The sequence below is a fragment of the Leclercia sp. genome (assembly GCF_036780805.1).
GTDB lineage: Bacteria > Pseudomonadota > Gammaproteobacteria > Enterobacterales > Enterobacteriaceae > Enterobacter.
The window spans coordinates 1681203-1705542 of the sequence record NZ_DAIQCE010000001.1 but is presented as its reverse complement, the minus strand read 5'-3'; the positions used below and the strand labels follow the sequence as shown (position 1 = coordinate 1705542).

Annotated in this window: 23 protein-coding genes and 1 CRISPR repeat array; of the genes, 15 read left to right on the top strand and 8 right to left on the bottom strand. The window is 54.6% G+C overall.

From position 1 onward, the window contains the following. Positions 1 to 46: 46 nt before the first annotated feature. Positions 47 to 1033 carry a LacI family DNA-binding transcriptional regulator gene (locus tag V7Q49_RS08115; protein ID WP_333850213.1) on the bottom strand — a complete coding sequence of 329 codons (987 nt, stop codon included), beginning with the start codon at positions 1031 to 1033 and terminating at the stop codon, positions 47 to 49. Between the two features lie 322 nt (positions 1034 to 1355). On the opposite strand from V7Q49_RS08115, the gene V7Q49_RS08110 reads away from it, so the two are divergent. Both V7Q49_RS08110 and V7Q49_RS08105 read left to right on the top strand, forming a co-directional pair. After that, entirely contained in the window at positions 1356 to 2759 is a 1404-nt protein-coding gene (locus V7Q49_RS08110) for an MFS transporter (protein WP_333850212.1), read from the top strand. Positions 2760 to 2769: 10 nt separating this feature from the next. Beyond that, positions 2770 to 4743, top strand: coding sequence for a glycoside hydrolase family 127 protein (locus V7Q49_RS08105; protein ID WP_333850211.1), 1974 nt, complete (start codon positions 2770 to 2772; stop codon positions 4741 to 4743). Between the two features lie 86 nt (positions 4744 to 4829). Here V7Q49_RS08105 and V7Q49_RS08100 read toward each other — a convergent pair whose 3' ends face one another. Beyond that, the gene (locus V7Q49_RS08100) at positions 4830 to 6203 is read right to left on the bottom strand and encodes a M24 family metallopeptidase (protein WP_333850210.1); all 1374 of its coding nucleotides are present in this window, start codon (positions 6201 to 6203) and stop codon (positions 4830 to 4832) included. A 27-nt stretch (positions 6204 to 6230) separates the two neighbouring features. Continuing rightward, positions 6231 to 6467, bottom strand: coding sequence for a DUF1272 domain-containing protein (locus V7Q49_RS08095; protein WP_333850209.1), 237 nt, complete (start codon positions 6465 to 6467; stop codon positions 6231 to 6233). A gap of 370 nt (positions 6468 to 6837) precedes the next feature. Here V7Q49_RS08095 and cas3 point away from each other — a divergent pair, with 370 nt between their 5' ends. From cas3 to cas2e, 8 genes are read left to right on the top strand one after another with little or no spacing between them, the layout of a single operon-like run. After that, entirely contained in the window at positions 6838 to 9498 is a 2661-nt protein-coding gene (gene cas3 / locus V7Q49_RS08090; protein WP_333850208.1) for a CRISPR-associated helicase Cas3', read from the top strand. Further along, positions 9422 to 10966: a type I-E CRISPR-associated protein Cse1/CasA gene (gene casA / locus V7Q49_RS08085; RefSeq protein ID WP_333850207.1), complete on the top strand. Its 1545-nt coding sequence runs from the start codon at positions 9422 to 9424 to the stop codon at positions 10964 to 10966. Before cas3 ends, casA begins: the two co-directional genes overlap by 77 nt. Further along, positions 10963 to 11481, top strand: a complete 519-nt coding sequence (gene casB / locus V7Q49_RS08080) for a type I-E CRISPR-associated protein Cse2/CasB (protein WP_333850206.1) — start codon at positions 10963 to 10965, stop codon at positions 11479 to 11481. The genes casA and casB overlap by 4 nt, the downstream gene beginning before the upstream one ends. After that, positions 11478 to 12113, top strand: a complete 636-nt coding sequence (gene cas6e / locus V7Q49_RS08075; RefSeq protein ID WP_333850205.1) for a type I-E CRISPR-associated protein Cas6/Cse3/CasE — start codon at positions 11478 to 11480, stop codon at positions 12111 to 12113. Before casB ends, cas6e begins: the two co-directional genes overlap by 4 nt. A gap of 16 nt (positions 12114 to 12129) precedes the next feature. Then, on the top strand, positions 12130 to 13176 hold the full coding sequence (cas7e, locus tag V7Q49_RS08070; protein WP_333850204.1) for a type I-E CRISPR-associated protein Cas7/Cse4/CasC: 1047 nt from the start codon (positions 12130 to 12132) through the stop codon (positions 13174 to 13176). A gap of 3 nt (positions 13177 to 13179) precedes the next feature. Continuing rightward, positions 13180 to 13893: a type I-E CRISPR-associated protein Cas5/CasD gene (gene cas5e, locus V7Q49_RS08065; RefSeq protein WP_333850203.1), complete on the top strand. Its 714-nt coding sequence runs from the start codon at positions 13180 to 13182 to the stop codon at positions 13891 to 13893. A gap of 4 nt (positions 13894 to 13897) precedes the next feature. After that, the gene (gene cas1e, locus V7Q49_RS08060; protein WP_333850202.1) at positions 13898 to 14773 is read left to right on the top strand and encodes a type I-E CRISPR-associated endonuclease Cas1e; all 876 of its coding nucleotides are present in this window, start codon (positions 13898 to 13900) and stop codon (positions 14771 to 14773) included. Continuing rightward, the gene (gene cas2e, locus V7Q49_RS08055) at positions 14751 to 15038 is read left to right on the top strand and encodes a type I-E CRISPR-associated endoribonuclease Cas2e (protein ID WP_333850201.1); all 288 of its coding nucleotides are present in this window, start codon (positions 14751 to 14753) and stop codon (positions 15036 to 15038) included. Before cas1e ends, cas2e begins: the two co-directional genes overlap by 23 nt. A gap of 55 nt (positions 15039 to 15093) precedes the next feature. Continuing rightward, positions 15094 to 16038: a CRISPR direct-repeat array (repeat unit 29 nt; unit sequence GTCTTCCCCACGCCAGTGGGGGTGTTTCT). A 66-nt stretch (positions 16039 to 16104) separates the two neighbouring features. On the opposite strand, the gene V7Q49_RS08050 is transcribed toward cas2e, so the two are convergent. Next, positions 16105 to 16857 (bottom strand): SDR family oxidoreductase, encoded by a 753-nt coding sequence (locus V7Q49_RS08050; protein ID WP_333850200.1) that lies wholly within the window; start codon positions 16855 to 16857, stop codon positions 16105 to 16107. 101 nt (positions 16858 to 16958) lie between these two features. On the opposite strand from V7Q49_RS08050, the gene V7Q49_RS08045 reads away from it, so the two are divergent. Then, positions 16959 to 17318, top strand: coding sequence for a winged helix-turn-helix transcriptional regulator (locus V7Q49_RS08045; protein ID WP_333850199.1), 360 nt, complete (start codon positions 16959 to 16961; stop codon positions 17316 to 17318). Between the two features lie 3 nt (positions 17319 to 17321). Here V7Q49_RS08045 and V7Q49_RS08040 read toward each other — a convergent pair whose 3' ends face one another. The 3 genes from V7Q49_RS08040 to V7Q49_RS08030 form a co-directional block, all read right to left on the bottom strand. Beyond that, a complete protein-coding gene (locus tag V7Q49_RS08040) occupies positions 17322 to 18116 on the bottom strand; it encodes an SDR family NAD(P)-dependent oxidoreductase (RefSeq protein ID WP_333850198.1) in 795 nt (264 codons plus the stop codon). A 307-nt stretch (positions 18117 to 18423) separates the two neighbouring features. Then, positions 18424 to 19416: a hypothetical protein gene (locus V7Q49_RS08035; protein ID WP_333850197.1), complete on the bottom strand. Its 993-nt coding sequence runs from the start codon at positions 19414 to 19416 to the stop codon at positions 18424 to 18426. A 427-nt stretch (positions 19417 to 19843) separates the two neighbouring features. Then, positions 19844 to 20728: an SDR family oxidoreductase gene (locus tag V7Q49_RS08030; RefSeq protein ID WP_333850196.1), complete on the bottom strand. Its 885-nt coding sequence runs from the start codon at positions 20726 to 20728 to the stop codon at positions 19844 to 19846. 226 nt (positions 20729 to 20954) lie between these two features. Here V7Q49_RS08030 and V7Q49_RS08025 point away from each other — a divergent pair, with 226 nt between their 5' ends. Then, positions 20955 to 21521, top strand: coding sequence for a YcxB family protein (locus tag V7Q49_RS08025; protein WP_333850195.1), 567 nt, complete (start codon positions 20955 to 20957; stop codon positions 21519 to 21521). 63 nt (positions 21522 to 21584) lie between these two features. Here V7Q49_RS08025 and V7Q49_RS08020 read toward each other — a convergent pair whose 3' ends face one another. Further along, positions 21585 to 22457 carry a LysR substrate-binding domain-containing protein gene (locus tag V7Q49_RS08020; RefSeq protein ID WP_333850194.1) on the bottom strand — a complete coding sequence of 291 codons (873 nt, stop codon included), beginning with the start codon at positions 22455 to 22457 and terminating at the stop codon, positions 21585 to 21587. 100 nt (positions 22458 to 22557) lie between these two features. Here V7Q49_RS08020 and V7Q49_RS08015 point away from each other — a divergent pair, with 100 nt between their 5' ends. The 3 genes from V7Q49_RS08015 (at position 22558) to V7Q49_RS08005 (ending at position 24339) form a co-directional block, all read left to right on the top strand. After that, positions 22558 to 22863, top strand: coding sequence for a carboxymuconolactone decarboxylase family protein (locus V7Q49_RS08015; RefSeq protein WP_333850193.1), 306 nt, complete (start codon positions 22558 to 22560; stop codon positions 22861 to 22863). Between the two features lie 2 nt (positions 22864 to 22865). After that, entirely contained in the window at positions 22866 to 23252 is a 387-nt protein-coding gene (locus V7Q49_RS08010; RefSeq protein ID WP_333850192.1) for a tautomerase family protein, read from the top strand. Positions 23253 to 23844: 592 nt separating this feature from the next. Beyond that, the gene (locus V7Q49_RS08005) at positions 23845 to 24339 is read left to right on the top strand and encodes a molybdopterin-dependent oxidoreductase (RefSeq protein WP_333850191.1); all 495 of its coding nucleotides are present in this window, start codon (positions 23845 to 23847) and stop codon (positions 24337 to 24339) included. Position 24340: the final 1 nt, after the last annotated feature.

The following is a 24340-nucleotide window of genomic DNA, read 5'->3' as shown; positions in this document are numbered from 1 at the left end:
GCAGGCCTTGCCCGTGAGAAAATGCTCGCGCGGGTATCAGCTGATCCTATGCACCTTCAACCGAACTGCCTCTGATCCGCAGCTGCACCGGCAATAATACGGTCGATTCGTCGCTTTCCTGCATCACCAGCTCAAAGGTCCTGCGGGCAAGCTGTTGCTTATCCACCGCGATGGTGGTCAGCGGCGGCGTGGTCAGGGTCGCATAATCGATATCATCGAACCCGACGATGGCAATATCCTGCGGCACGCGAAACCCTTTTTGCTGACAGACCCGGAGCGCCACCATCGCCGCCACGTCGTTATAGGCGAAAATCGCATCCGGCGGTTCAGGCAGAGCCAGCAGTTCGTTCAGGTTGGCAATCAGGGATTGTTCGATATCCAGCAGCGGTGGGGAGGCCAGCTCATACTCGGGCGGGAGTAAAATCTGCGCTTCATACAGCGCCTTACGATAGCCTTTTTCACGCTGGCGAATGCTGTAATGCGCCGTGGTGCTGGCGAGAAACGCAATCCGCTTGCGCCCTTGCTCAATCAGGTGCCGCGTCGCTAAATAACCCCCCTCGTAGTTGTCAGGGTTCACGCTGGGCAGATCGGGGAACCACAGATCCACCAGGGTGATGGGGATATTTGCCTGCTGCAGTACGTTCACCAGCTCGGGTTCGAAAAAACCGGCGCAAATCAGGGCATCAGGATTATGCACCTGGAGCTGTTCCTGAATGGGATCCCCGGGCTGGATAGCCAGAAAACTCATGGCGATCCCGTGCTGGCGGCAGTTGTTTTCGATCTCGAGGATCAGCGGCGAGTAGAACGGCAGGGCTTTACTGAGATCGTGCTGACGGTGTAGTAAAAACAGGATGCGCTTAATTTTGTTGGTGCGTAGACGAGTGAAGTCATACCCCTTCGCTTTTGCAATCGACAGGACGCGCTGCCGCGTCTCATCACTCAGGCCGGGCTGGCCTTTCAGCGCCCGGGACACCGCGCCAATTGAAACGCCGCTCTCATCAGCAATATCTTTGATTCTTATGTTTTTTTTCACAATCTTTTCCTGATGAAAATGCTTCGCACCCCTTACGGCTAAGAGTAAAAGATTCTACACACTTCTCCCATTCGCTGTAACCGCCTTCGGCTGGAAGCGTCGATCTGCACCTAACAATCTCCCATTTTTACTAAAAACGTTGGCTGCATCCGAGCTCTTCCAGTCGCTTTGTTGACGATAAACTCTATTAATTTTACTAAAAATAAAGATCTGCTTCACATTGCTTACATTCCACTCTTTTATGATCGGTTTTTAACCACTACCTTCGCGGTGAGAAGTATTTTTACTAAAAATCGACAAGCCTGAGCGTGAGGATTTCTGTATGACTTCTACACCGTTAAGCAGTGATGACGTCGCCGTAGCGGATGCCAGCGATGACATCTCTACCCGCGAGAAGATAGGTTATGGTCTGGGCGATGCGGGTGGGCATTGCATCTCCGATTTAATCAGTGGTTTCCTGCTCTTTTTCTACACCGATATTTTTGGCTTAAGCCCGGCGATCGTCGGGGTGATGTTTATTATTTTGCGCGTGGTGGATGCCGTTTCCGATCCGGTGATGGGGATCTTGGCAGACAAAACGCGCAGCCGCTGGGGACGTTTTCGTCCGTGGCAGCTCTGGACAGCAGCACCGCTGGCCATCATCGGCATCCTGACCTTCACCGTGCCGGACCTCAGCCCGGAGATGAAAATCGTCTGGGCGTTCGGTACCTATTTCTTGCTCTCCGTTGGCTACACCGCCAACAACGTGCCTTACTGCGCGATGATCAACGCCATGACCAACCGCCCCGATCAGGTGATCGCCTGCCAGTCCTGGCGTTTCGTACTGAGCGGCATTGCCGGGTTCCTGGTCTCCGTCGGATTACCCTTAATGGTGACCTGGTTTGGCGGCGGCGATTTAGCCAAAGGGTATCAGTATGGCGTGACGGTGCTGTGTGGTATCGGCATGGTGATGTTTTTACTCTGCTTCCTGTGGGTCAAAGAGCGTGTGCCTTTATCGGTGGCGGGGCAGTTCACCATTCGCCAGCACCTGGCGGGCTTACGCAAAAACGATCAGCTGATCCTGATGCTGCTGATGTCCTTCCTGCTGGTAAACATCCTCTGTATTCGCGGCGGGGGATACATGTACTTCATCTCCTATGTGCTGCAGGGCTCCTCGTTTTATATGTCTCTGTTCTTCGGCATGGTGACCTTAGCGGCTATTCTGGGCGCGGTGATTGTCAATAAACTCTCCCGCCGTTTCGACATGGTGAAGCTCTACTCCTCCACCAACCTGATCCTCGCCGCCTTTGGCTTCGGCATGTGGTTTCTGCCCTCCGGCCCGGAGTACCAGACCCTGTGGCTGGCGATCATCTTTATCAACAATATGGTGCTGGGATTTACCCTGCCGCTGCACTTTTCCATCATGGCCTTTGCCGACGACTACGGTGAGTGGAAAAACGGGGTGCGCTCTTCCGGCATGAACTTCGCCTTTAACCTCTTCTGCATCAAATTATCCTGGGTCTCATCGGGCGGCATTATCAGCCTGGTGCTGTTCCTGGTGGCCTATCGTCCGGGATTAGAACATCAGACCGCCGCCTCCATTCAGGGGATCTCGCTGCTGCAAAGCGTTGTCCCTGCGCTTTTCCATCTGTCGCTGGCGCTGTGCCTGCGGTGGTGCCGACTCAACAATCCGATGATGACGCGAATTTCTTCTGAACTGCGTCAACGCCACGCCCAATTAGCCTGAGGAAACTGTGATGTATCAGTCTGACGTAATGGAAACCGACCTGCGTAAATTAACCGTGAACGATCCTTTTCTGGGCGAATACCAGCGCCTGGTCAGAAATGTGGTCATCCCGTATCAGTGGGATGCGCTAAATAACCGGATACCCGACGCCGAGCCCAGCCATGCGATTGAGAATTTCCGAATCGCTGCCGGCCAGCGAGAGGGCGAGTTTTACGGGATGGTCTTTCAGGACAGCGATGTCACCAAATGGCTGGAAGCCGTGGCCTGGTCGCTATGCCAGCAACCCGACCCCGAGCTGGAGAAAACCGCCGACGAGGTGATCGCTTTACTGGGGGCCGCCCAGTGTGACGATGGCTATCTTAATACCTGGTACATGGTAAAAGAGCCCGGCCAGCGCTGGACCAACCTGGCAGAGTGCCACGAGCTGTACTGCGCGGGCCACCTCTTTGAAGCCGCCGTCGCCTTCTTTAACGCTACCGGCAAACGCGCCTTGCTGGATATCGCCTGTCGCTTTGCCGACCATATTCATACGGTGTTTGGCCCCGGCGAGGCGCAGATCCACGGCTATCCTGGTCATCCTGAAATTGAGCTGGCGCTGATGCGGCTGTATGAGGTGACCGGGAACAACAACTATTTGCAGCTGGCGAACTACTTCGTCGAGGAGCGCGGGGCTCAGCCGCACTTCTACGACATTGAGTATCAAAAACGCGGTGGGACGTATCACTGGGGCAACTGGGGCGAAGCCTGGATGATCAAGGATAAAGCCTACACCCACGCCCATAAGCCGCTGGTGGAACAGGATGAGGCGGTCGGGCACGCGGTGCGCTCGGTCTATCTGATGACCGGCGTGGCCCATCTGGCCCGCATCAGCGGGGATGAGGCCAAGCGGCAAGCCTGTCTGCGGATCTGGAACAATATGATCCAACGCCGGATGTATATCACCGGCGGCATTGGCTCCCAGGGCATCGGTGAGGCCTTTACCTCGGATTACGATCTGCCTAACGATACCGCCTATTCAGAGAGCTGCGCGTCGATTGGCCTGATGATGTTCGCCCGCCGCATGGTCGAGATGGAGGGCGACGGCCAGTATGCCGACGTGATGGAGCGGGCGCTCTACAACACCGTGCTGGGCGGGATGGCGATGGACGGGAAACACTTCTTCTACGTCAACCCGCTGGAGACCTACCCGAAAGCGATCCCCTTTAACCATATTTACGATCACGTGAAGCCGGTCCGTCAGCGCTGGTTTGGCTGCGCCTGCTGCCCGCCTAATATCGCGCGCACGCTGGTGGCGCTGGGGCACTACATCTTTACCCCGCGCGCGGATGCCCTGTTCATCAACCTGTACGTGGGCAACAGGATGCAGGTTGCCGTCGGGGGAAAACAGCTCGATCTCACCCTTACCGGGAACTATCCGTGGCAGGAGCAGGTGGCGATAACCATCCATTCACCGGAGCCCGTGGAACATACGCTGGCCCTGCGTATTCCCGGCTGGTGCGAGGCGGCGCGAGTTGAACTGAACGGGGAGCAGTACCGCGGGGAGATCGTTAAAGGCTATCTGCATATTCACCGCAGCTGGGCGGCGGGGGACACCATTACCCTGACGCTGCCGATGCCGGTTCGCCGCGTGTATGGCAATCCGCTGGTGCGTCATCTCGCCGGTAAAGTCGCGTTGCAGCGGGGGCCGTTAGTCTATTGCCTGGAAGAGGCCGATAACGGCAGCGAACTCCACAATTTGTCGCTCGCTCAGGAGGCCGAGTTTGTTGAGGTGGCCGGAACTGGCGTAATGGCGAATAAGATCCTGATCCAGGCGCAGGGGTATCGCCAGACGCTCAGCGCGCCAGAGGATCAGCCGCTGTACCAGTTTGACCGGCCGATGACCCACGAACAGCCGCAGACCCTGACCTTTATTCCGTGGTTCAGCTGGGCAAACCGCGGGGAAGGGGAGATGCGGATTTGGGTGAATGAGGCGCGCGCGCTTTAAAAGAATTGCCGGGTGGCGCTGCGCTTACCCGGCCTACAAGGTTTTGTAGGCCCGTGCAAGCGAAGCGCCGCCGGGCAAAAAACGCCTCAGCAGGTAAAGGCTTTTTCCTTCGCCAGCAGGAACGGGCGCAAATAGGCCACGGTATTCGACAGCGGGATCGCTTCATCCGCCAGATTAATCTTCAATACGTCGCGGATATAGGTCCTGCGGATAACGATCCGCTCCCATAATTCCGGGTAGTCCGCCTGGATTTTGCTTTGCAGCGCCGGGTCCGCCAGGGCGATACTCTCCTCGGCGCTGACCCCGGTGTAGCCCGGCACGGAGGGGATAATATCAATCTGCAGGATCATCCCGCTTTTCAGCGTCTCGGCGGAGTGGGGGTAAATCGGGGAGGACATCCACTCTTCATCGGCGCTGAGATGCCCTGGATTAAGGTGCCAGCCATACTGCGCTTTGTTGAGCACCTGTTCGATATGGGCGTACATCTCGCCGCCCGGCATCCCGATGCGGATAGTCTCCAGCCAGCTGGTGACCGCGGCAAAATAGGGTTTAGCCACCCGTTCCAGATAATCTTTTTGCGCTTCCGGCAGCTCGCTCTCGTCGGCAATCACAAACCCGGTCCGGCTCGATAGCCCGCCTTTAAATCCGGTGGTCATCGACAGCGGCTGGCCGCGTTCCAGCTTTTTATACGTGGGATAAAAGTTCGCTTTCTCAAAACGCTGCCCGGCGGCGGCAATGGTCACCACCGTCTGATACTGACCTTCCGCCGCGAGCAGCGCCCCGAGCTCGGTTTCGCGGATCCCCGGCTCTACCGCGTTCATGGCCTTCAGCATGCAGCCGGAGGCGAGGTTAGCGCCGTATTCATAGTGGGCGATTTCGTTCTCATTGTTGATCACGCGAGCGCCGTTATCGCCGCGAATAAACAGGTGCGTGGCGTTTTCCAGCTTTGCGTCGGTGCTGTTTTTAAACGCCTCGACGATAAACCAGGGCAGATCGAAGAGTTGCGTATTATCGGCCCGGGCAGAGGTAAACATTTTCCAGCCGACCAGCCCGATTTTGCCGAGCTGGTGAAGGCCGATATCGTTGAACAGCCTCTCCAGCGACGCTTCATTTTCCATCGGCTGATTCGGCAGCGAGAAGTATGGGCAGTGCTTCAGCATGACCGGAAGCCTGGAATGCTGCGCCATCTTCAGGTTTTCATTGCCCAGAATCGCCGTCGCCTCGCCCGATTTATCCACAATCAGCAGACCCTCCTCAAAGCGGGGCACAAATCCGGTCAGATACTCGAAGTTCCCGCCGTGCTCCTTATCGGCATAAATCACGAGGGCGTCATAGCCCGCCTCGGTCATGCGGGTCAGCACCTTATTTTTACGCTCAAGCATCGTGGCATCGGTGAGCAACACCGGAGCCACATCCGTAAAAATATGCGGTGCCGGGATGGTCTGCAGCTGGATCATCATTTACCTCATCGTCAGAAAGCGGGGCAGTCAGGATCTTTTTTGCGCATGAACCCGCACGGTGGAGGCTGGCGAGTTAATCAGTTTATTTGCCGGGCGCACCGGGCGGCGCACCAGCTCCCCCTGACAGTTGGGGCAGCGATGGTTGAGATGGGTTTCTACGCAGTCGGCGCAGAAGGTGCACTCAAAGGAGCAAATTCTGGCGTCCGGGGCGTCGGGAGGCAGGTCACGGTCACACCATTCACAGTTCGGGCGAAGTTCGAGCATCTGTTATTCCTCATCGGTTGTCACATCGCCTTACTATGCCAGAAAAAGTGCCACGAAATAGCTCTCTTTTATGGTTTATACCCGCGCTCTAAGCCAGCCCCTGCGATTCATTATCTATTGTTAATATATTTATTTAATAAATACAAGCACCCAATTAAAGTACTTTCCAGAATATGTTTACACGGGTAATTATTAGGTTTTGGAAATAAGTTTCAGGGGTATTTTTATTAATAATGGTTGTCGTGGGGGGTTATTTGTGGGATGAGCGGATTATTCCCTTAAATTGACAGGATGATTTGGCCATCATCAATATTTCGACCTCTTCTTTGGGGTAGGGTGGGTGAAATTTTCAGCCCTTAAATATACCTAAATGATTATTCGTACAACGCGTGTTCAGAAAACGGTATCAGAACAACCCGCGATATCTTTTCGTGATTGCCTGGCAAAGACATACGAGGACGAGAAGGGTCAGCGCTGTTCAGGGCGCACTGTATTCGAACACTGCCAGATTGTGGGAGAAGTTGCACGGGCGCTTATAAAACGATTTTCTCCTCTGTTGCAAATGCGTTTGTTTCCCCGGGGCAGCGCGCTGGTGGCGTCTGTTCACGATGCTGGCAAAGTTAGCCCCACGTTCTTTTTAAAACTGCAAAACAGCCTCTCAGGAGATCTCTCTCCTTCGCTAGATACGTACAAGGGAATTAACGAAGCCCAGTGGGGTGGACACGCAGGCGTTAGCGCATTGGCGCTGGAAGCCATCACTCACGACCCCGTCATTGCCCGAATTGCAGGACAGCATCATGGCTTTCTTCCGGATACAGGGATGTTGCAGGCAAACTCACCGGTAATCGGCGGGCAGGGATGGCAGGAGCAACGACGCCAGCTAGTTTTAGCGCTGAAAAGCGCACTGGACGAAGAATTTCCTGAGATTCGCGACCGTTATCAGGCCCTTCTGCTGGCCGGATTAACTACGGTGGCCGACTGGATTGGCTCCGGTGAATTTTTCGAGGACCCTTCGCTTGCCTGGCAGCCGAACATTGAACGTGCTTTGGATCATGCCGGTTTTATCACGCCAGATGTTAATTTGGGTCTACATTTTGGCGATATTTTTCAGGACAGCAAAGGGACCCCTTATCAGCCCAATCAGACCCAACTCACGTTGTATCAAAATTGTTCTGGAGCGGGCGTTTATATCCTTGAAGCTCCAATGGGGTTAGGCAAAACCGAAGCCGCGCTTTATGCCGCTTATCAAATCCTTGAGCGGGGTGAAGCCAGCGGCATTTATTTCGCGTTACCCACTCAGCTCACGTCTAATAAAATTTATGACCGTTTTAATCATTTTTTAAAAACCATTCTTACGCCTGCAAGCCCACACCGTCAGTCGCTGCTGCTGCACGGCAATGCCTGGTTAATGGCACACGAATTGGGTGAAGAGGGCTTACCGGGACAAAGTTGGTTTCAAAGTAGCAAACGGGGGTTACTGGCACCTTTTGCGGTCGGCACGCTTGACCAGGCATTAATGGCGGCAATGAATGTGCGTCATGGTTTTGTCCGTGCGTTTGGTCTGGCGGGCAAAGTGGTGATCCTCGATGAGGTCCATAGTTATGACGCCTACACCAGCGTCATCCTGTCGGAGCTCATCACGCTGCTGCGCAGCCTGCGCTGCACGGTGATTATTCTCAGTGCGACTCTGAACAGTTCACAGCGAACGGAATTACTGGGGCACCCCACCGGGAAGATGGCCTATCCACTGATTACGGCGGCACCAGACGTTTCTCCCCTATGCGTTAGCGAATATCCTGTCAGCATCACAGAACAGCGGAAAGTGACGGTCCGAATGGTGCCCATGGATCATCAGACATTACTGGATGCTGTCCTGGCGCAGGCTGAAGCGGGTGAGCAGGTGTTATGGATTGAAAACACCGTCGCTGAGGCGCAGGAGCGCTACACAGAACTTGCGGCGCGCGCAAAGGAATCAGGCATCGCCTGCGGGCTCCTTCATTCACGCTTCACTCTCGCGCATCGGCAAATCAACGAAGAACAGTGGGTCAACCATTTTGGCAAAATGGGTTGGGGCGAGCGCAGGGCGCAGGGTCGTATTCTGATTGGCACTCAGGTGCTGGAGCAGTCTCTGGATATTGATGCCGATCTGCTCGTTACCCGTTTTGCTCCGACCGATATGTTATTTCAGCGAATCGGGCGGTTATGGCGGCATCACGCTACCCCCCGACCATCAGGTGCAATCTGCCAGGCCTGGATTCTTGCCCCGGACGAGCACACCGCACAAGCGAACCCGCGTACCGCGTTTGGCCCAACCGCCAGCGTCTACGCGCCTTACATTCTATGTCGTAGCCTGGAGATTTGGCAGCGACAGGCTCAGCAGGGCGGCACGGTTACGCTTCCCGTAGATATTCGCCCCATGCTGGAAGGAACCTACAGAGAACGTCCCGAGCAGGGGATGATGGCGCAATGGCAGCATGAGCTTGTAAACGGTAACCGCTATCGCAAGGGGTTAGCCACGCTCAGACAACTGGCCCGGGTCACCTTAGCTAAGGACGGGATGACCTTACCAGAGAGCAAAGCGCAAACCCGTTACAGTGAGCAGGATAGCGCGCAGCTGCTGCTGCTGACTCAGCTCTCTGTTGATGCTGACAGTAAAACCACGTGTTTAGGTTTTCAGGATGGCAGCTCCCTTCAACTACCCTGGCAACATCATCGATTATCGCGCGCTGAATGGCGGCGTCTGGCGGCGCATATCCTGCAACATGTTGTCACCTGCCGTCAGAGTCAACTTCCGCGGCCTCTCTCCAGAAGCTGGTACCAGAAAATCGGTCTGGGCAACGTGCTGTATCTCGGCAATGAAGAACAAGAAGACGCCAGTATCAGCGTGGCGTTAGTCATGCCAACAGATGAACTCAGGGCGGCGGATGGTAGCGCCTCAGCCCTCAGCAGTGAATATGACTACCGCTATCGTGACGATACGGGATTACGGATTACCAAAAGGAAGGAATCAACAGTTGGAAAACGCTTTTAACCTTATTGATGAAGCCTGGATCCCGGTTGCCGATGTCGGTCGGGTCAGCTTGCGCCATGTATTTACACACCCGGAATATCGCGCGCTGGGCGGCAGTCCAGTGCAAAAAATTGCGCTTTTGAAACTCTTACAGGCGCTGGCTCAGGCGGCGGCCACGCCGGACGATACCACGGCCTGGAAGGCGTTGGGCTGGCAAGGGATGGCTGCCCGGGTTTGTGATTATCTGGATGAATGGCACGACCATTTTTACCTCTACGGCGTGAACCCGTTTCTGCAAATGCCGGCGATTGCCCGGGCGGCGATCAAGCCGTTTGGTGCCGTTTTGCCAGATGTCGCTACCGGGAATACCACGGTTCTGACGCAATCTCAGTCAGAGAAGGTAATGGACGATGCGGATAAAGCCCTGCTGTTACTTGTCCAGATGAGTTTTGCGCTTGGCGGGAAAAAAACCGATAACAGTGTGGTTTTGAGTGACGGTTATCGCGGCAAAACCAAAGATAACGGCAAAGGCATGACGGGCAAACCGGGGCCGGGGGTGGCGTTTAAGGGTTTACTGCATACGTTCTGTTCAGGCACGTCGCTACAAAAAACGATCTGGTTGAATCTCTTTACCCACGAAGAAATAGCCGATTTAAAAAGCTACCCCAATGGCCTCGGGACTGCGCCGTGGCAGCAGATGCCGCAAGGTGAAGATTGCACCACCGCAAAAAACTTAAAAAACGCGTTAATGGGGCGGCTCATTCCCCTAAGCCGCTTCTGCCTGTTGACTGAACAAGGGCTGCACTATTCGGAAGGGCTTGCGCATGCCAACTATAAAGAGGGCGTAACGGATCCCTCCGTTGCTGTCGACCACAGTGGCAAAGAGGCGAAAGTACGCTGGGCCGATCCCGAACGCAGACCCTGGCGTGAACTCACCGGCTTGCTCAGTTTTATGGGGCGGGAAGCCAGCCGCTTTGACTGCATTCAACTACGGCTTGCCATGAAAAAAGCTCAAAGCCTGGAAGAAGAGATAGCTGTCTGGTCCGGTGGACTCCGTGTCAGCAGTAATGCAGGGGAGCAATACGTCACGGGTCTGGATGATGCGGTGGAGTCGCTCTGTTGGTTACAGCCGAATATCTGGGGCGAAATCTGGTTCGCACGCTTTAAAGAAGAGATGGGGGAACTGGATAGACTCGCGAAAACCTTATACGGCTGCGTGATGAGTTACTACAAAACCCTGCTAGTGGACGGCGCCAACAGTGCCGCGCAGGCCACCCATCTTTTCTGGCAACTCTGTGAGCGTCAAGCCCAGGCGCTTCTGAACAATTGTGATGACCTGGCTATTTGCCATCAGCTTCGCCGTCAGTTTGCAGATCACGCCATGCAGATATTTAACCAGGCATGCCCTCATCAGACTGCGCGTCAGCTGGATGCCTGGGCAAAAGCGAAACCCAATTTTGCACTCTATTTGCAACAGGAAAAAGTATGAATATGCCAACAACTTCCCGCAGTGCCGCGTTCGTTAATTACGTGTTTCAGCGCTGCCAACAGGATAAAGGCTTCGCCGCTCGTTTGCGTCGGGGAGATAACCCTGCGACGGAGTATCAGTGCTGGGACACCCTTGCGGCCTTCGGCGTTAACCTTGAATTTGTGAATGAACGTCAGCCTTTTGCATTGACCGCTGCCGCAATTGCACGTAGCACGCAAAAAACCAACGGCGGCCTGAAGCTCGGTCAGGCAATTGCACGATCCTTTGATGACGGCAACCAGAGCGATCAAGCCAGGGCGCGCCTGCGCCGGCTGTTGGCCTGTGATGATGTCGAAGAGCTGTGCCGTATCTTGCGCCCGCTGCTGAGCTTAATCCAGAACCGGGTGCAACAGATAGATTACGCCTCCTTTCTGGAGGATTTGTGCTGGTTCGATTCTGCGACGATGCGTGTAAAGACGCGCTGGGCACAGCAATTCTATGGCAAATCGGCTGCAGAAAATCAGGGGGACGCATGACACACCATATCAGCGTGCTTCGCCTGGACAGGGCCGCCGTTAACGCACTGAAAATCACCGACACCTATTCCTTGCACCGCGTGGTGTACGGGCTATTTGAGGATGTGCGCAGCGAAGAGGCCAAGTTATGCAGTGAGCCGAGTGGTATTCAGTGGGTGGATAAAGGCGGCGACCGTAACTATCGCAATGTGCTTATATTATCCAATCGCCCACCACGCGATCCTCAGTACGGCCAGATTGAAACCAAAATTTTATCCCCGGGTTTCCTTTCTCATAAGCATTACCGCTTTACGGTCACGGTTTCGCCTGGCCGCAGAAATAACCAGAGTCGAAAAATTGTTCCGGTTAAAGGCCGGGAGGCTATTTCGGCATGGTTTATTGAGCGGGCTGCCACGAGTTGGGGATTTACTGTCGATCCGACGCAGCTGCAGGTCGAAGCCATCAATGTGCAGCAATTTCAGGGCAAAGCTCAGCATCAGATAACCCTGCAGCAGTCCACCCTGAGCGGCTATCTCACCGTGTCAGACAGCGAGGCTTTTTATACCAGTTTTAGCAAAGGGCTGGGGCGTGGCCGCAGCTTTGGCTGTGGCTTATTACAGATTGTTCCCGTTATCGAACCTTCCGTATTTTAACAAAGGAATGAGCATCATGAGCGCATTAAAAAACACCCGTATTGAATTTCATATTCTGCAGTCCTTCCCGGTTTCTTGCCTTAACCGCGATGATGTTGGGGCACCTAAAACGGCGATGGTCGGGGGCGTTAATCGGGCCAGAGTTAGCTCCCAGTGCTGGAAACGTCAGGTACGTTTAGCGTTGCAGGCGTTTGGCATTACGCTGGGAATGCGAACCAAAAAAGTGGCCGAAGTTATTGTCCCCGCGTGTATTGCCGTGGGTGCAAGCGCAGAGCAGGCAGCCAGTTGCAGCAATAAAATTGCGGAGTTGCTGGCCGATGACACGCTGTTGTTTATCAGCCAATCCGAAGCCAGGGCATTTGCGCAGTACGCTCAGGAGCTGAACTTTGATGTCGATAAAATTAAAGATAAAGAGTTAGCCAAAGTGGCGAAAAAAGCGCTGACGCCAGCAAGCGATGCACTGGATATCGCCTTATTTGGGCGCATGGTCGCCAAAGCGGCAGACATGAACGTGGAAGCGGCGGCCAGCTTTAGCCATGCAATTTCGACGCATAAAGTGGCCAACGAAGTGGAGTTTTTCACTGCACTGGACGATCTGCAAACGGAACCCGGCTCGGCCCATATGGGGAGTTTAGAGTTTAACGCTGCAACCTATTATCGGTATATCAGTCTGGATTTGGGGCAGTTGGCGCAAACTCTGGGCGGTGCTGATATGACGGCAGATAATGAACAGATCAAAGAGGCTGTGGCTGCGTTTACTAAAGCGCTGTTTGTAGCCGTACCCTCTGCGCGCCAGACCACGCAGTCGGCGGCCAGTCCGTGGGAATTTGCCAAAGTCCTGGTACGTAAAGGACAGCGATTGCAGGTGCCGTTTGAAATGCCTGTCAAAGCAGCAAATGCCGGTTTTCTGGCTCCGAGCATCAGCAGTTTGAAAAGTTACCTGTCCAGCAAAGAAGCCCTCTCAGGCAGTCTGTTTGGCAAGTTGGGCGACTACGAATGGGGCGAAGACGAAACCTTCAGCATTGACGATCTGATTATGAAATTACAGAGCCATGTGGAGTAAGCCATGAGCCATCCATACCTGTTGCTCTGGCTTGAAGGGCCTTTACAGAGTTGGGGGGCCGACTCACGCTTCGGCAGGCGTGACAGCCTACCTTTTCCCACAAAATCTGGCGTAATGGGGCTGCTTTGTGCAGCGCTGGGGGCTGGCGGATCGCAGGAAGCCCTGCTTGCCAGGTTTGCCGATCTGGATATGCAGGTGCTGGGTTATGCCCGGCAAAGCAAAGCAGGCATTGCGACTCCCCGGGAGCCCTTACTGCGGGATTTTCAGATGGTCGGCAGTGGTTATGATGATCAGGATCCCTGGCAGGCACTGCTCATTCCGAAAACCAGCGAAGGCAAGAAAGCGGTAGGTGGCGGCACAAAATTGACCTACCGCTATTATCTGCAGGATCGTGTTTTTGCCGTTCTTCTGGCGGTCCCGGAGGAGTTAGCCTCCACGCTGGCTGAGGCCCTGCAAAATCCCACGTGGGATCTCTCGTTAGGACGCAAAAACTGCGTACCAACAGAGTTCATCTATCAGGGCACGTTCACTTCTCGGCTGGATGCAGAGCAAGCGGCAGAAAACCTGGCGCAGCAAAAACAGCGTATTCGCGATCTTCGGGTGGTACAGGGTGCGGCTGAGGGAGGGGAGGTCCTGACACTCAATGACATCCCCGTCAGCTTCGGTGAGCAGAAACGCTATCGCGACCGGCAGGTCACGCTGTTTAGCGAGCGTTAGGTGAATGGCCGCCGGTACCCGTCTGTTTGTCAAAATCACCAGAGAATCCTTGCCACAGGTAAAGGATAAATATCCTTTTATCTATCTGGAGCGGGGGCGACTGGAGATTGATGACAGCAGCCTGAAATGGATAGACGCCGAGGGCAACGTGGTGCGTTTGCCGATAGCAACCCTGAACACAATCCTGCTGGGGCCAGGCACATCGCTGACACACGAAGCCGTAAAAACAGCCACGGCAGCGAACTGTTCCATTTGCTGGGTCGGGGAAGATAGCTTGTTGTTTTACGCCGCCGGTCATCTTCCCACGGCGAATACCCGTAATTTGCGTCAGCAGGCCATGCTTTCATGCAATAAAAAATCAGCGCTGGAAGTGGCTCGGCGCATGTTTGCTTATCGTTTTCCTGATGCGGATTTAACCGGGAAATCGCTGAAAGAGATGATGGGCATGGAGGGTTCCCGGGTTCGGGCACTCTATCAACAAAAAGCGGAACAGTATGGCGTGGGCTGGAAAGGGCGACAGTTTACGCCGGGAAAAATGGAGTTGAGCGACACCGTCAATCAAATCCTGACCTCCACTAATGCGGCCTTGTACGGCATTTTGTGTTCAGCGACACACGCGATGGGGTATTCCCCGCATATGGGGTTTATTCATTCAGGCAGTCCATTACCTTTTATCTATGATTTAGCCGATCTTTATAAGGAAACGCTGTGTATTGATCTGGCATTTTCTCTCACCCGGGAAATGGCGGGTCGCTACAATAAAGAGCTGGTATCCACGCGGTTCCGGCAACGGGTAATTGAAATGGATTTACTGGCGCGGATTGGTAAAGACCTGCCGCTTCTGTTAGGAGAAGCCCATGCTCATCGTACTGGCGAATGATTTACCACCTGCGGTGCGTGGAAGGATGAAGTTGTGGTTTATTGAACCTAAACCGAATGTGTTTGTTTCCGGGTTGAAAGACTCGGTGGCAAATACAGTGGTGGATTATCTCTACCAGCATTGCTCACCTACCGCTGGGGTGATGATTTTTAAAAGCATCCGTCAGCCACCCGGATATGAAATCCGGACTATTGGTTCACCGGCTAAAGAGCTGATCGCGCTTTCAGGTCTTCAGCTGATTATTGAAAAAAACATGTTGTTGTAATCCGGGTTTCTACAATATGTGGGTGTTTGTTATTGCTCTTTTACAATATGTTGGTGTCTTCCCCACGCCAGTGGGGGTGTTTCTTGATGAGGTGGCGGGGCTTATCGGCCTCCTGGAGTCTTCCCCACGCCAGTGGGGGTGTTTCTGCTTGCCGTCGGAAGCACCGTATCAAGCAGCGGTCTTCCCCACGCCAGTGGGGGTGTTTCTAAGGGGTGATTAGCTATGAGGTTTAGGGGGGCGTCTTCCCCACGCCAGTGGGGGTGTTTCTGGGAGAGCATCATGGTTAATGTCTATAAAAACGTCTTCCCCACGCCAGTGGGGGTGTTTCCGCTGACGATTGGGCCGTCGTGATGTTCCGCGCCTCTTCCCCACGCCAGTGGGGGTGTTTCTCTTTTCAAACTGCCTGGGCTTGATGAAAGAATGTCTTCCCCACGCCAGTGGGGGTGTTTCCGATGCGGACAAAGAAACAAGCGACTGAATAAAGTCTTCCCCACGCCAGTGGGGGTGTTTCTATGCTTGCTGCGTACCAGAACAGCCAGGCAGCGTCTTCCCCACGCCAGTGGGGGTGTTTCTCACCGTCGCCCCGTTCGAAATCCCTGACCACTGTCTTCCCCACGCCAGTGGGGGTGTTTCTTCTGACCACCAGCCAGCCATTCAAAGACTTCAGTCTTCCCCACGCCAGTGGGGGTGTTTCCCCAAGTGGCTTACCGAAGCCAGGCACTACATCGTCTTCCCCACGCCAGTGGGGGTGTTTCCGAGATGGCAAGCCGTGAGGCGGCGGTGTCCAGGTCTTCCCCACGCCAGTGGGGGTGTTTCCACCATCAAGGCTGACTCACCAGCCAACCGCGAGTCTTCCCCACGCCAGTGGGGGTGTTTCTTAATATCAGGCAATAGCTATGAGTGACATCGAGTCTTCCCCACGTCAGTGGGGGTGTTTCTGACGCGTCTGCACTAGTTCAGCAGCCCAGCACCTCTTCCCCACGTCAGTGGGGGTGTTTCCCATGGCTGAGCCAATCACGGCGGCAGACGTGCCGTCTTCCCCACGCCTGTAAAGATGCGCCTGGCATTACCGCCCAACCGCCGTCCCGCCATCCACCAGTAGCTCGGTGCCGACGGTATAGCTGGACTCATCCGAAGCCAGATACAGCGCCGCTTTTGCCAGCTCTTCCGGTCGGCCCAGGCGCCCGAGCGGTACCAGTTTGGCGATATCGCTCTGCAGGGCTTTTAACGCCTCATCATCTAACCCCAGCTTGCTCAGCGCCGGGGTTTCGACCGGCCCCGGGCTCAGGCCGTTGACGCGGATCCCGCGCGGCAATAGCTCAACGGAGAGGGTGCGGGCCAGGGAGAGCAGTCCTGCCTTGCTGGCGGCGTAGACGCTGCTGGTGGGCAGCCCGATATGGGCGCTGACCGAGCCGCATAAAATCACCGACGAGGGATTGTTCAACAGCGGCAGCAGCGCCTGAATCAAAAAGAACGGCCCCTTGAGATTGGTGCCCATCAGCCGGTCCCAGGTCTCCTCCTGCCAGCTCTCCAGCGGGCCATGCGTCACGTCTCCGGCGTTGATGAACAGCGCATCCAGCCGCGGCCAGCGTGTGGCCAGGGTATCCGCCAGCGCCTGCTGCGCGCGGATATCGCCTGCATTGGCGTCGATCACCCAGGCGTTATCGCCCAGCACTCGCTGCGCTTCGGCACGCGTGTCGGGGTTACGCCCGGTTACCGCCACGTGCGCCCCTTCGGCAAGAAAGGCCTGCGCCGTCGCCAGACCAATGCCGCTGGTGCCGCCGGTGATCAGCGTGTATTTATCAGTTAAACGACCCATTTTGCTTCTCCTGATTTGTCACTGGAGAAAGCACTATAGAAACGTTAGTATCCAAAAGAAACCAGGTACCAAATGGATACTAAAGAGGCGAAAGGTGTGCGATGGCGGAATTACTGAACTGCGCGGATGAAAAAAATTGTCAGCATCAACCCTGCCCGATGACCCGTTTTATCGACCTGCTCTCCGGCAAGTGGGCGATCCCGATTATCTATCGGCTGATTGTGCTCAATGCGCCGGTACGCTTTGGCGATCTGCTGCGCGCCGCGGCGCCGATTACCCAGAAAGAGCTGACCCGCCAGCTGCGTCTGTTTGAGCAGCGCGGGCTGGTCACCCGCACCCTGTATGCCGAGATCCCGCCCCGGGTGGAGTACCAGATCACCGACCTCGGCCTGACGCTGCAAAGCGCCCTGGCGCCGCTGGCCGCCTGGATGAACGAGTACGGCGACCAGCTTAAGCAGTAATCCTCAGCGCGAGAGGTAGCGCGGCGCCGGTTCGCCGGTGCGGGCGCTGGCAAACAGCGCCAGCCGCGCCTCTTCGTAGCCTGCCCACAGGCTTTTATCGTGCATCGGTGGAATGGTGATCAACTCCCCCTGATCCAGCCCCGCCAGCGCCGCGTCCACCATATTATCAGTGGTCATGACCGACCCGGCGGGCAGGTCGTCAGCGGTAATGCCGGACAGCTCCCAGATTTCGGTGGCGGTGGCCGCCGGTAATACCGCCTGGATCCGCACCTGGCTGTCGGCAAACTCCTCCTGCAACCCGCGCGTAAAATTCAGCACCCAGGCTTTAGTGGCGCTGTAAAGCGCGCTGCCTGCCCGGGCATGGATCGCCAGCACCGAGGCGATGTTAATCAGCGTCCCGCGGTTGTTCTGCGCCAGCCGTGGCAGAAGGGCATACGTCAGGCGCATCAGGGCGGTGGTGTTGAGCATGTTGATCGCCTGATGCTGCGCCACATCTCCCGCGAGGAAGGGGGCCATTTGCGCGGTTCCGGCGTTGTTGATCAGCGTGTCGATAGCGGTATTGCTGCGTAGGATCTCCTCCACCGCACGGATCCCGGTTTCGTCGGTCAGATCCGCCGTCAGGGTGGTGATATTCACCCCGTAGCGCTGCTCCAGCTGTGCCGCCAATGCCAGCAGACGCGCTTCTCGCCGGGCCACCAGCACCAGATCGTAACCGCGAGCGGCGAGACGGTCAGCGTAGACCGCGCCAATCCCGGAGGATGCACCTGTAATCAAAGCCGTAGAACGTTGCGTACTCATCTTGACACCTCAGAAGACGTTAATTGGTTTCAACATAAAACCAATCAAAGCCTGCGTCATTTGGTTTTATAATGCAATCTATTCCTCAAGGATTTTTGATCTTTGCGTTGGGGACCTGAACGGCAGGAGCGGGGAGTAACGGCAGGAAAACATAAATGCCCTTTCGGGCATTTATGTTTTGAGACTATAACGCTTTGTTAAACGGCGATTAATGCCAGAACAGCGCAATCAGGATAATGATTGGGATCGGAACGCCTAAAAAGAACAGTAATAATGAGCGCATATAAACCTCCTGCAAAATAAAGGATTAGAGATCGCGTTGACGGCCACCGAAGGTCGCACACAAGCTGGCGACGAATGCACCCGCCAACAGAGAAATGAATGTCCAGAGCATGAGATAGCTGGTGGTTTTGCGTGCGGCATCAGCCGCTTTCTGCGCTTTCTCTTTCGTTTCTTTTAATTTAGCCTGGGCTTTGTCATAGGTCGCTTGTACCCGCTGCTCAGCCTCTTGCTGGCTGATACCGGTACGTTGAGCAATCAGCTGCGCGACATACTGGCGATCTTCCTGAGGTAACTGGCCGGTGCTGATGCTGTTGGTGAAAATACCGGTCACTTCATTCAGCTGCGCAGGGGTGAGATCCTGTTGCGGAGCAGATGGCGCAGGAGCTGTGGCTGACCCATCTGGCGATACGGACGTATTCGATGTCGCAGGTGTTGCCGCTGGGGCACCCGGGCGGAACATCGAATTCACGAAATAGGCCATCGGTGAACCTGATGAATCAGATGATGAGCTCGCCATACCCGCCGCGCCGCCTACGGTGGCTGCGGCAGCACCGCCTGCAACGGAACCCACGACTTTAGCGCTGCCTCCTACAATGGAGCTGACGGTGGAGGTCAACAACATTGCCGAGACCAGCGCAGCAACCGCCCAGGCCAAAAATCCATGGGCGGTATCGCGGAAGTAGATTTCATTGGTATGGGTGGCAACCCATTTGGTGCGCAGTCGTCCGGCTAAATAGCCGCCCATCCCCGACGCCACGATTTGCGTGAACGTCAGCCACCCTATCGCCGCAATACCTACCGTACCGGCATCAAGCCCCTCGTTTTCCCATGGCGAGACGGACGTCAGGCCTAGCCCGGCGCCCAGCATCAGCAAGATCAACGACAGGGAGGCCGCCGCCGCTGCACCAGCAAAGATGGCGCCCCATGATACGGCACTGCTGCTGCTCGCCTCGGGCAGGGGCAGACGCGGATCAGCATACTGAGTGTTAACAGTGGAATGATCGTGAATGTGAGTCATAGCTGTTGTCCTTTAAATAATCTTACGCCGGAACGCAGGTCAGTAATGCGTTCAGTACCAGGAACTGATTGAAAAAACAGCAAACATTATCAACTTCAACATCGAAGCGTTTTAAAGACCGAACGGTACAACTTATAACGAGGCAATCGTTAAAAGTTAAAGAAAATAAAAGAGCTGTAAAACGAATATCGACATCTAATCAATGATCTTAGGATAGTTGATAATTTTGTACCGGGCACGTTTTGATCCAAAGAAATAAGCGTAACGGCAGCGATGACGCGTGAGTTGCGAATTTCCTGCACTACCCATCCGCCTGCAATAATATTTCAGGGATGGACCGCTCTCATTAAAAATCCGTTACCGCTTAAGATAACGGATTTTATAATATTCCTTACTCTTCATCAGGCGCGCCAGATTTAATAAACTCTTAGGCGACGCCGGTACCCCCGTCTGAGCACCAGACCTGACCAGAGGCATAGGAGCAGCTTTCAGACGCCAGCAGAACATACAGAGGCGCAATCTCTACCGGCTGGCCAGGTCTTCCCAGCGGAGTATCTTCACCAAACTGCTGCACCTTTTCCTGAGGCTGACCGCCGCTGGATTGCAGTGGGGTCCAGTACGGGCCCGGTGCCACGGCATTTACCCGAATGCCTTTCGGACCCAGCTGTTTTGCCAGTGATTTGGTAAACGCCACGTTGCAGGCTTTGGTCTGGGCATAATCCAGCAAAATTTCACTGGGCTTGAAGGCCTGAACCGAAGAGGTATTAATGATCACCGCACCTTCCGTCAGGTGACGCAGGGCCGCTTTGGTGATCCAGAAGGGGGCATAAACGTTGGTTTTGAAGGTCGCATCGAAAGCGGCCGTGGTCAGCTCATCAATGGACTCGCAATACTGCTGTCGGCCGGCATTGTTAACCAGAATATCGAGGCCGCCCAGCTCACTTACTGCCCGTTCAACCAGGGTGTCGCAAAACGATTCCACCCGAATATCACCAGGAATAGCGACGGCTTTACGCCCCTCAGCCTGAATAAGCGCGATAACGGCCGCAGCATCGGTTTCTTCTTCCGGTAAATACCCAATGGCCACATCGGCACCTTCCCGGGCATAAGCGATCGCAACGGCGCGTCCAATGCCGGAGTCACCCCCGGTAATAAGCGCTTTTTTGCCTGCGAGTTTCCCGGAACCGATATAACTCGTCTCGCCATGATCGGGGATGGGCTTCATTTCTGATGCCAGTCCAGGTGTTTGTTGCGGCTGCTCCACGAACGGTGGACGTGGGTAGTGTTTTGAAGTGGTGTTTCCTGATGTCATCCCGGCCTCCTTAGTTATTGAATATAAATAATAGCCACTGTGACGTGACACACATTTCCGGGAGGCATAATTCGGACAATTCTTCTTTTGGATATATTTTTGCTTTTTCTCAGTTTATGTCATACCCAAAAATAGCGTCTTCTGCGAAAAGCCCCGGTAAGGTAGGATTAAGCAGGACGAAATAACTCAGCCAGAGGGTTGCATGATAAGTAAGAACAGGGTCGTTGTGGATTATTCGTTATCCGTTTTAGAGCGCACGAAAGCCAGTAAGCTCATTAACGATTACAAAAAAGAGTATCTCAAACCCTACGGTTATATTTCTCTCATTCAGAAGGCCGCAGTGAGTATTTTAGCTGTGGCGGTTTTATTTAATCTCATTACGCTCATTCAGTTAAGCCTGAAAACCGCCCCTGATGGGGATTTTATGGCAAGAACCAGGATGTTCAGTATCGCGCTGCTGGTGCTGTTTGGCGTCGCGCTGGCGCTGCTCAAACTCTACGATGTGATGATGAATAACGTCATGCAGAAGCAGCAACGGGTTGAACAGGAGGACGAAGAGTCCTTACAAAAGGTTAAATTAAACCGATTCTTTATCGAAAATATTACCCCTACCGCCAGCGGCAAGATCTACTGGAAAAACGTTAAGGACAGCTACAGAAAAGGCGGGTTTATTTTTATCCATATGAAGAATGATAATTGTGTGGTTATTCCTGAAAGGATTTTTTCATCGGCCAGCGAAGCTGCAGGAGTGTTTGACTTTATAAACGTACAGATAGCGCAAAATAAACGATGACAGCGCAGGGTTTTGTCCGGCCACTGGCGTAAAACTGACAACCTGTGGCGAGGATCCGCCACATCAGATCGCTCTGAGCAGTGCCTCCTCCATCAGCTGCTCCAGCATCGTTTGGGCTGTGGTCCCGTCCCGTTGTTGTAGGGCGATCCCCAGACTTCCCGGCGCGGGCAGGACGTTACCCACGACCCGCAGATTGCCCGGCATCCCGATACGCGTGCGCAGCGTGATGCCAAGCCCCGCCTGCACCGCCGCCCAGATCCCGCTCAGGCTGTGGCTGACAAACACCACCCGCCAGGGGATGCCCGCCCGGTTCAGGCAGTCGATGGCATGGGCGCGCATCAGGCAAGGGTGTTCAAACATCACCAGCGGCAGGGGTTCGCCCGCGGCCAGCAGGGCGTTGATATCCAGATCCGGGTGCTGGATCCACGCCATCTGGCTCTGGCCGATCGTCCGGCCCTGACGCTGTGCGCGCGGATCCTGCCACAGCAGCACCATATCGATGGCGTTGTCATCGAAGGCGTTGAGCAGGGGCCGGTTGCGATCCACCCGGGCAACGATCCGCACGCCGGGATGGCGGCGCGTAAATTCTCCCAGAATGCCCGGCATCAGCGACTCGCCAAAATCCTCCTGCATGCCGAGGCGGATCTCCTCCTGCACCTGCTCGCCCTTCAGGGCGCTGTGCATTTCGTCATTCAGCGCCAGCATCCGGCGGGCATACCCCATGACGATCTCACCGTCGCGGGTCAGCGCCAGGCCGCGACCTTTCTTCATCACCAGCTCAACTCCGCACTGCTGTTCCAGCTTTTTCAGCTGGGCGCTCACCGCCGAGGTGGAGCGGCAAAGGCGGATAGCGGCCTGCGCAAAGCTGCCGCACTCTATGCCGGTAACAAAAGTGCGTAGCGCGTCGAGGTCGAGCGTCGGGGGAAGCTTGTTCATAAACGTCCTGAAATTCGGGATTGCTCACAGGGGATTATTTGATTTTAAGGATGAAACTATCGCGCCAGAATCGCTTTACTGTCAATACGGAGAGAACACCATGGCGAAATCACTCACTGCTGAAACCCTGATCCGCGTCGCGCCTAAGCTGGCCGAGCTGAGCAGAGAAGTCCTGTTCAATGACATCTGGAAACGTGACGGGCTTTCCCCGCGCGACCGCAGTCTGATCACTCTGGCCGCCCTGACGGCGCTGGGGCGCGGGCAGCAACTGCCCTGGCATATCGACTTCGCTCAGCAAAACGGCCTGAGCAGAGAGGAGATCGCCGAAGCCTTCACCCATCTGGCGTTTTACGCCGGCTGGCCGGCGGCGGTGTCGGCGCTTGGCTGCCTGGACGAGGAGAAATAACGATGCCTTTCACCCGTATCTCCCTGCGTCCGGGGTACAGCGACGCGCAGCTCGCCCGGATCTCCGACATCCTGCAGCAGTGCCTGGAGGCGGAGTTTGCCGTCCCGCCGCGGGATCGTTTTCAGATTTTCGAGGAGCTTCCGCCCGGGCGGCACGTCTTTGACCGCCACTATAAAAGCAATGGACGCAGCGACAATTTTATCCAGTTTCATATTCTGGCGGGCAAGCCCCGCACGCTCGAACAGAAACAGAACTTCTGCCGCCTGCTGTGCGAACGGCTGCATGCGGCGCTGGCGATTCACCCGGATGACGTGATGGTGATGATCCGCTTCAACACCGCCGATGACTGGAGCTTCAGCCAGGGGCGAATGCTGTCGGAGGAGGTTTAGGGATCCAACCGCCGCCACTCCTCACAGGTGATCTCCTATAATACGTGTCCAGCTCACCGGACACGTATTGCCCTTTCCCGTTTGTTATCCATAAACAGGCGAAAAAATTATCTCCCTTTCTCGCCCACTGTATTTGTGAAGGGCGGCGGCTGCAAAAAGCAGAAATAAAATATTATGTCGCGCCACCTCAGGATCGCTTGTCTGGCGAACGTGCTTCCTCTAGCTTCGACGCATGAAGCGAGTTCGGCAGTTCGACGCTTTCTGCAAGGAACCACTAAGCCGTCCTGTGAAAGAATGAAGAGGTTTCTGGGCTGTAAAAATAAAATAAACCTTTATGTTGATGTGTGTTTATTTGCATTAAATAACCCATTGGCTTATTTTTTGTACAGAAAGAATAACAATAACGTGGCTAAAATAAGACTTCGGACCATTCTTAATCGATCTTATGAAAGGAACGTGGTGTTAAGTGATTGATTTTAATGGATTAATATTTTGATGGAATTTATTGAATCCATAATAGCCTGACGACATATATTAATAGCATAATAACTAAATTATACTTCTTTACATTTGATGGATAGGTGAGGTTAGAATGCGCTTGATTGTCATGTTGTTGAGCTTTGTGGTTGCCACCCAGGCCTGGGCTGGCGAACTTCCCAAACCTGCCGGTAAAGTCCTTTTAACCCTGTCCGGTAATATTCAAAATACAAACGAAAACGGAAAAGCCGTTTTTGATGTCGCCAGTCTTGAGAAACTGGGCCTGGTCAGTTTCGAGACCACCTCTCCCTGGTATAATGGACGCACTACCTTTACGGGTGTTCCGCTGCGAAAGCTCATGGATTATGTTGGGGCCAAAGGGTCTATCGTTAAGATCACGGCGCTCAATGACTACACCACCGTCATTCCTCTGAATGATTTCAGAAAATACAACGTCATTCTGGCCTTAAAAATTAACGGGGAGTATATGCGAATCCGTGATAAAGGGCCGCTATTCATCGTGTATCCTTATGACAGCATGCCAGAGCTGAATAATCAGATCTTCTATTCACGGTCCGCATGGCAGGTCAGCAAAATGTCGATTGAATAGG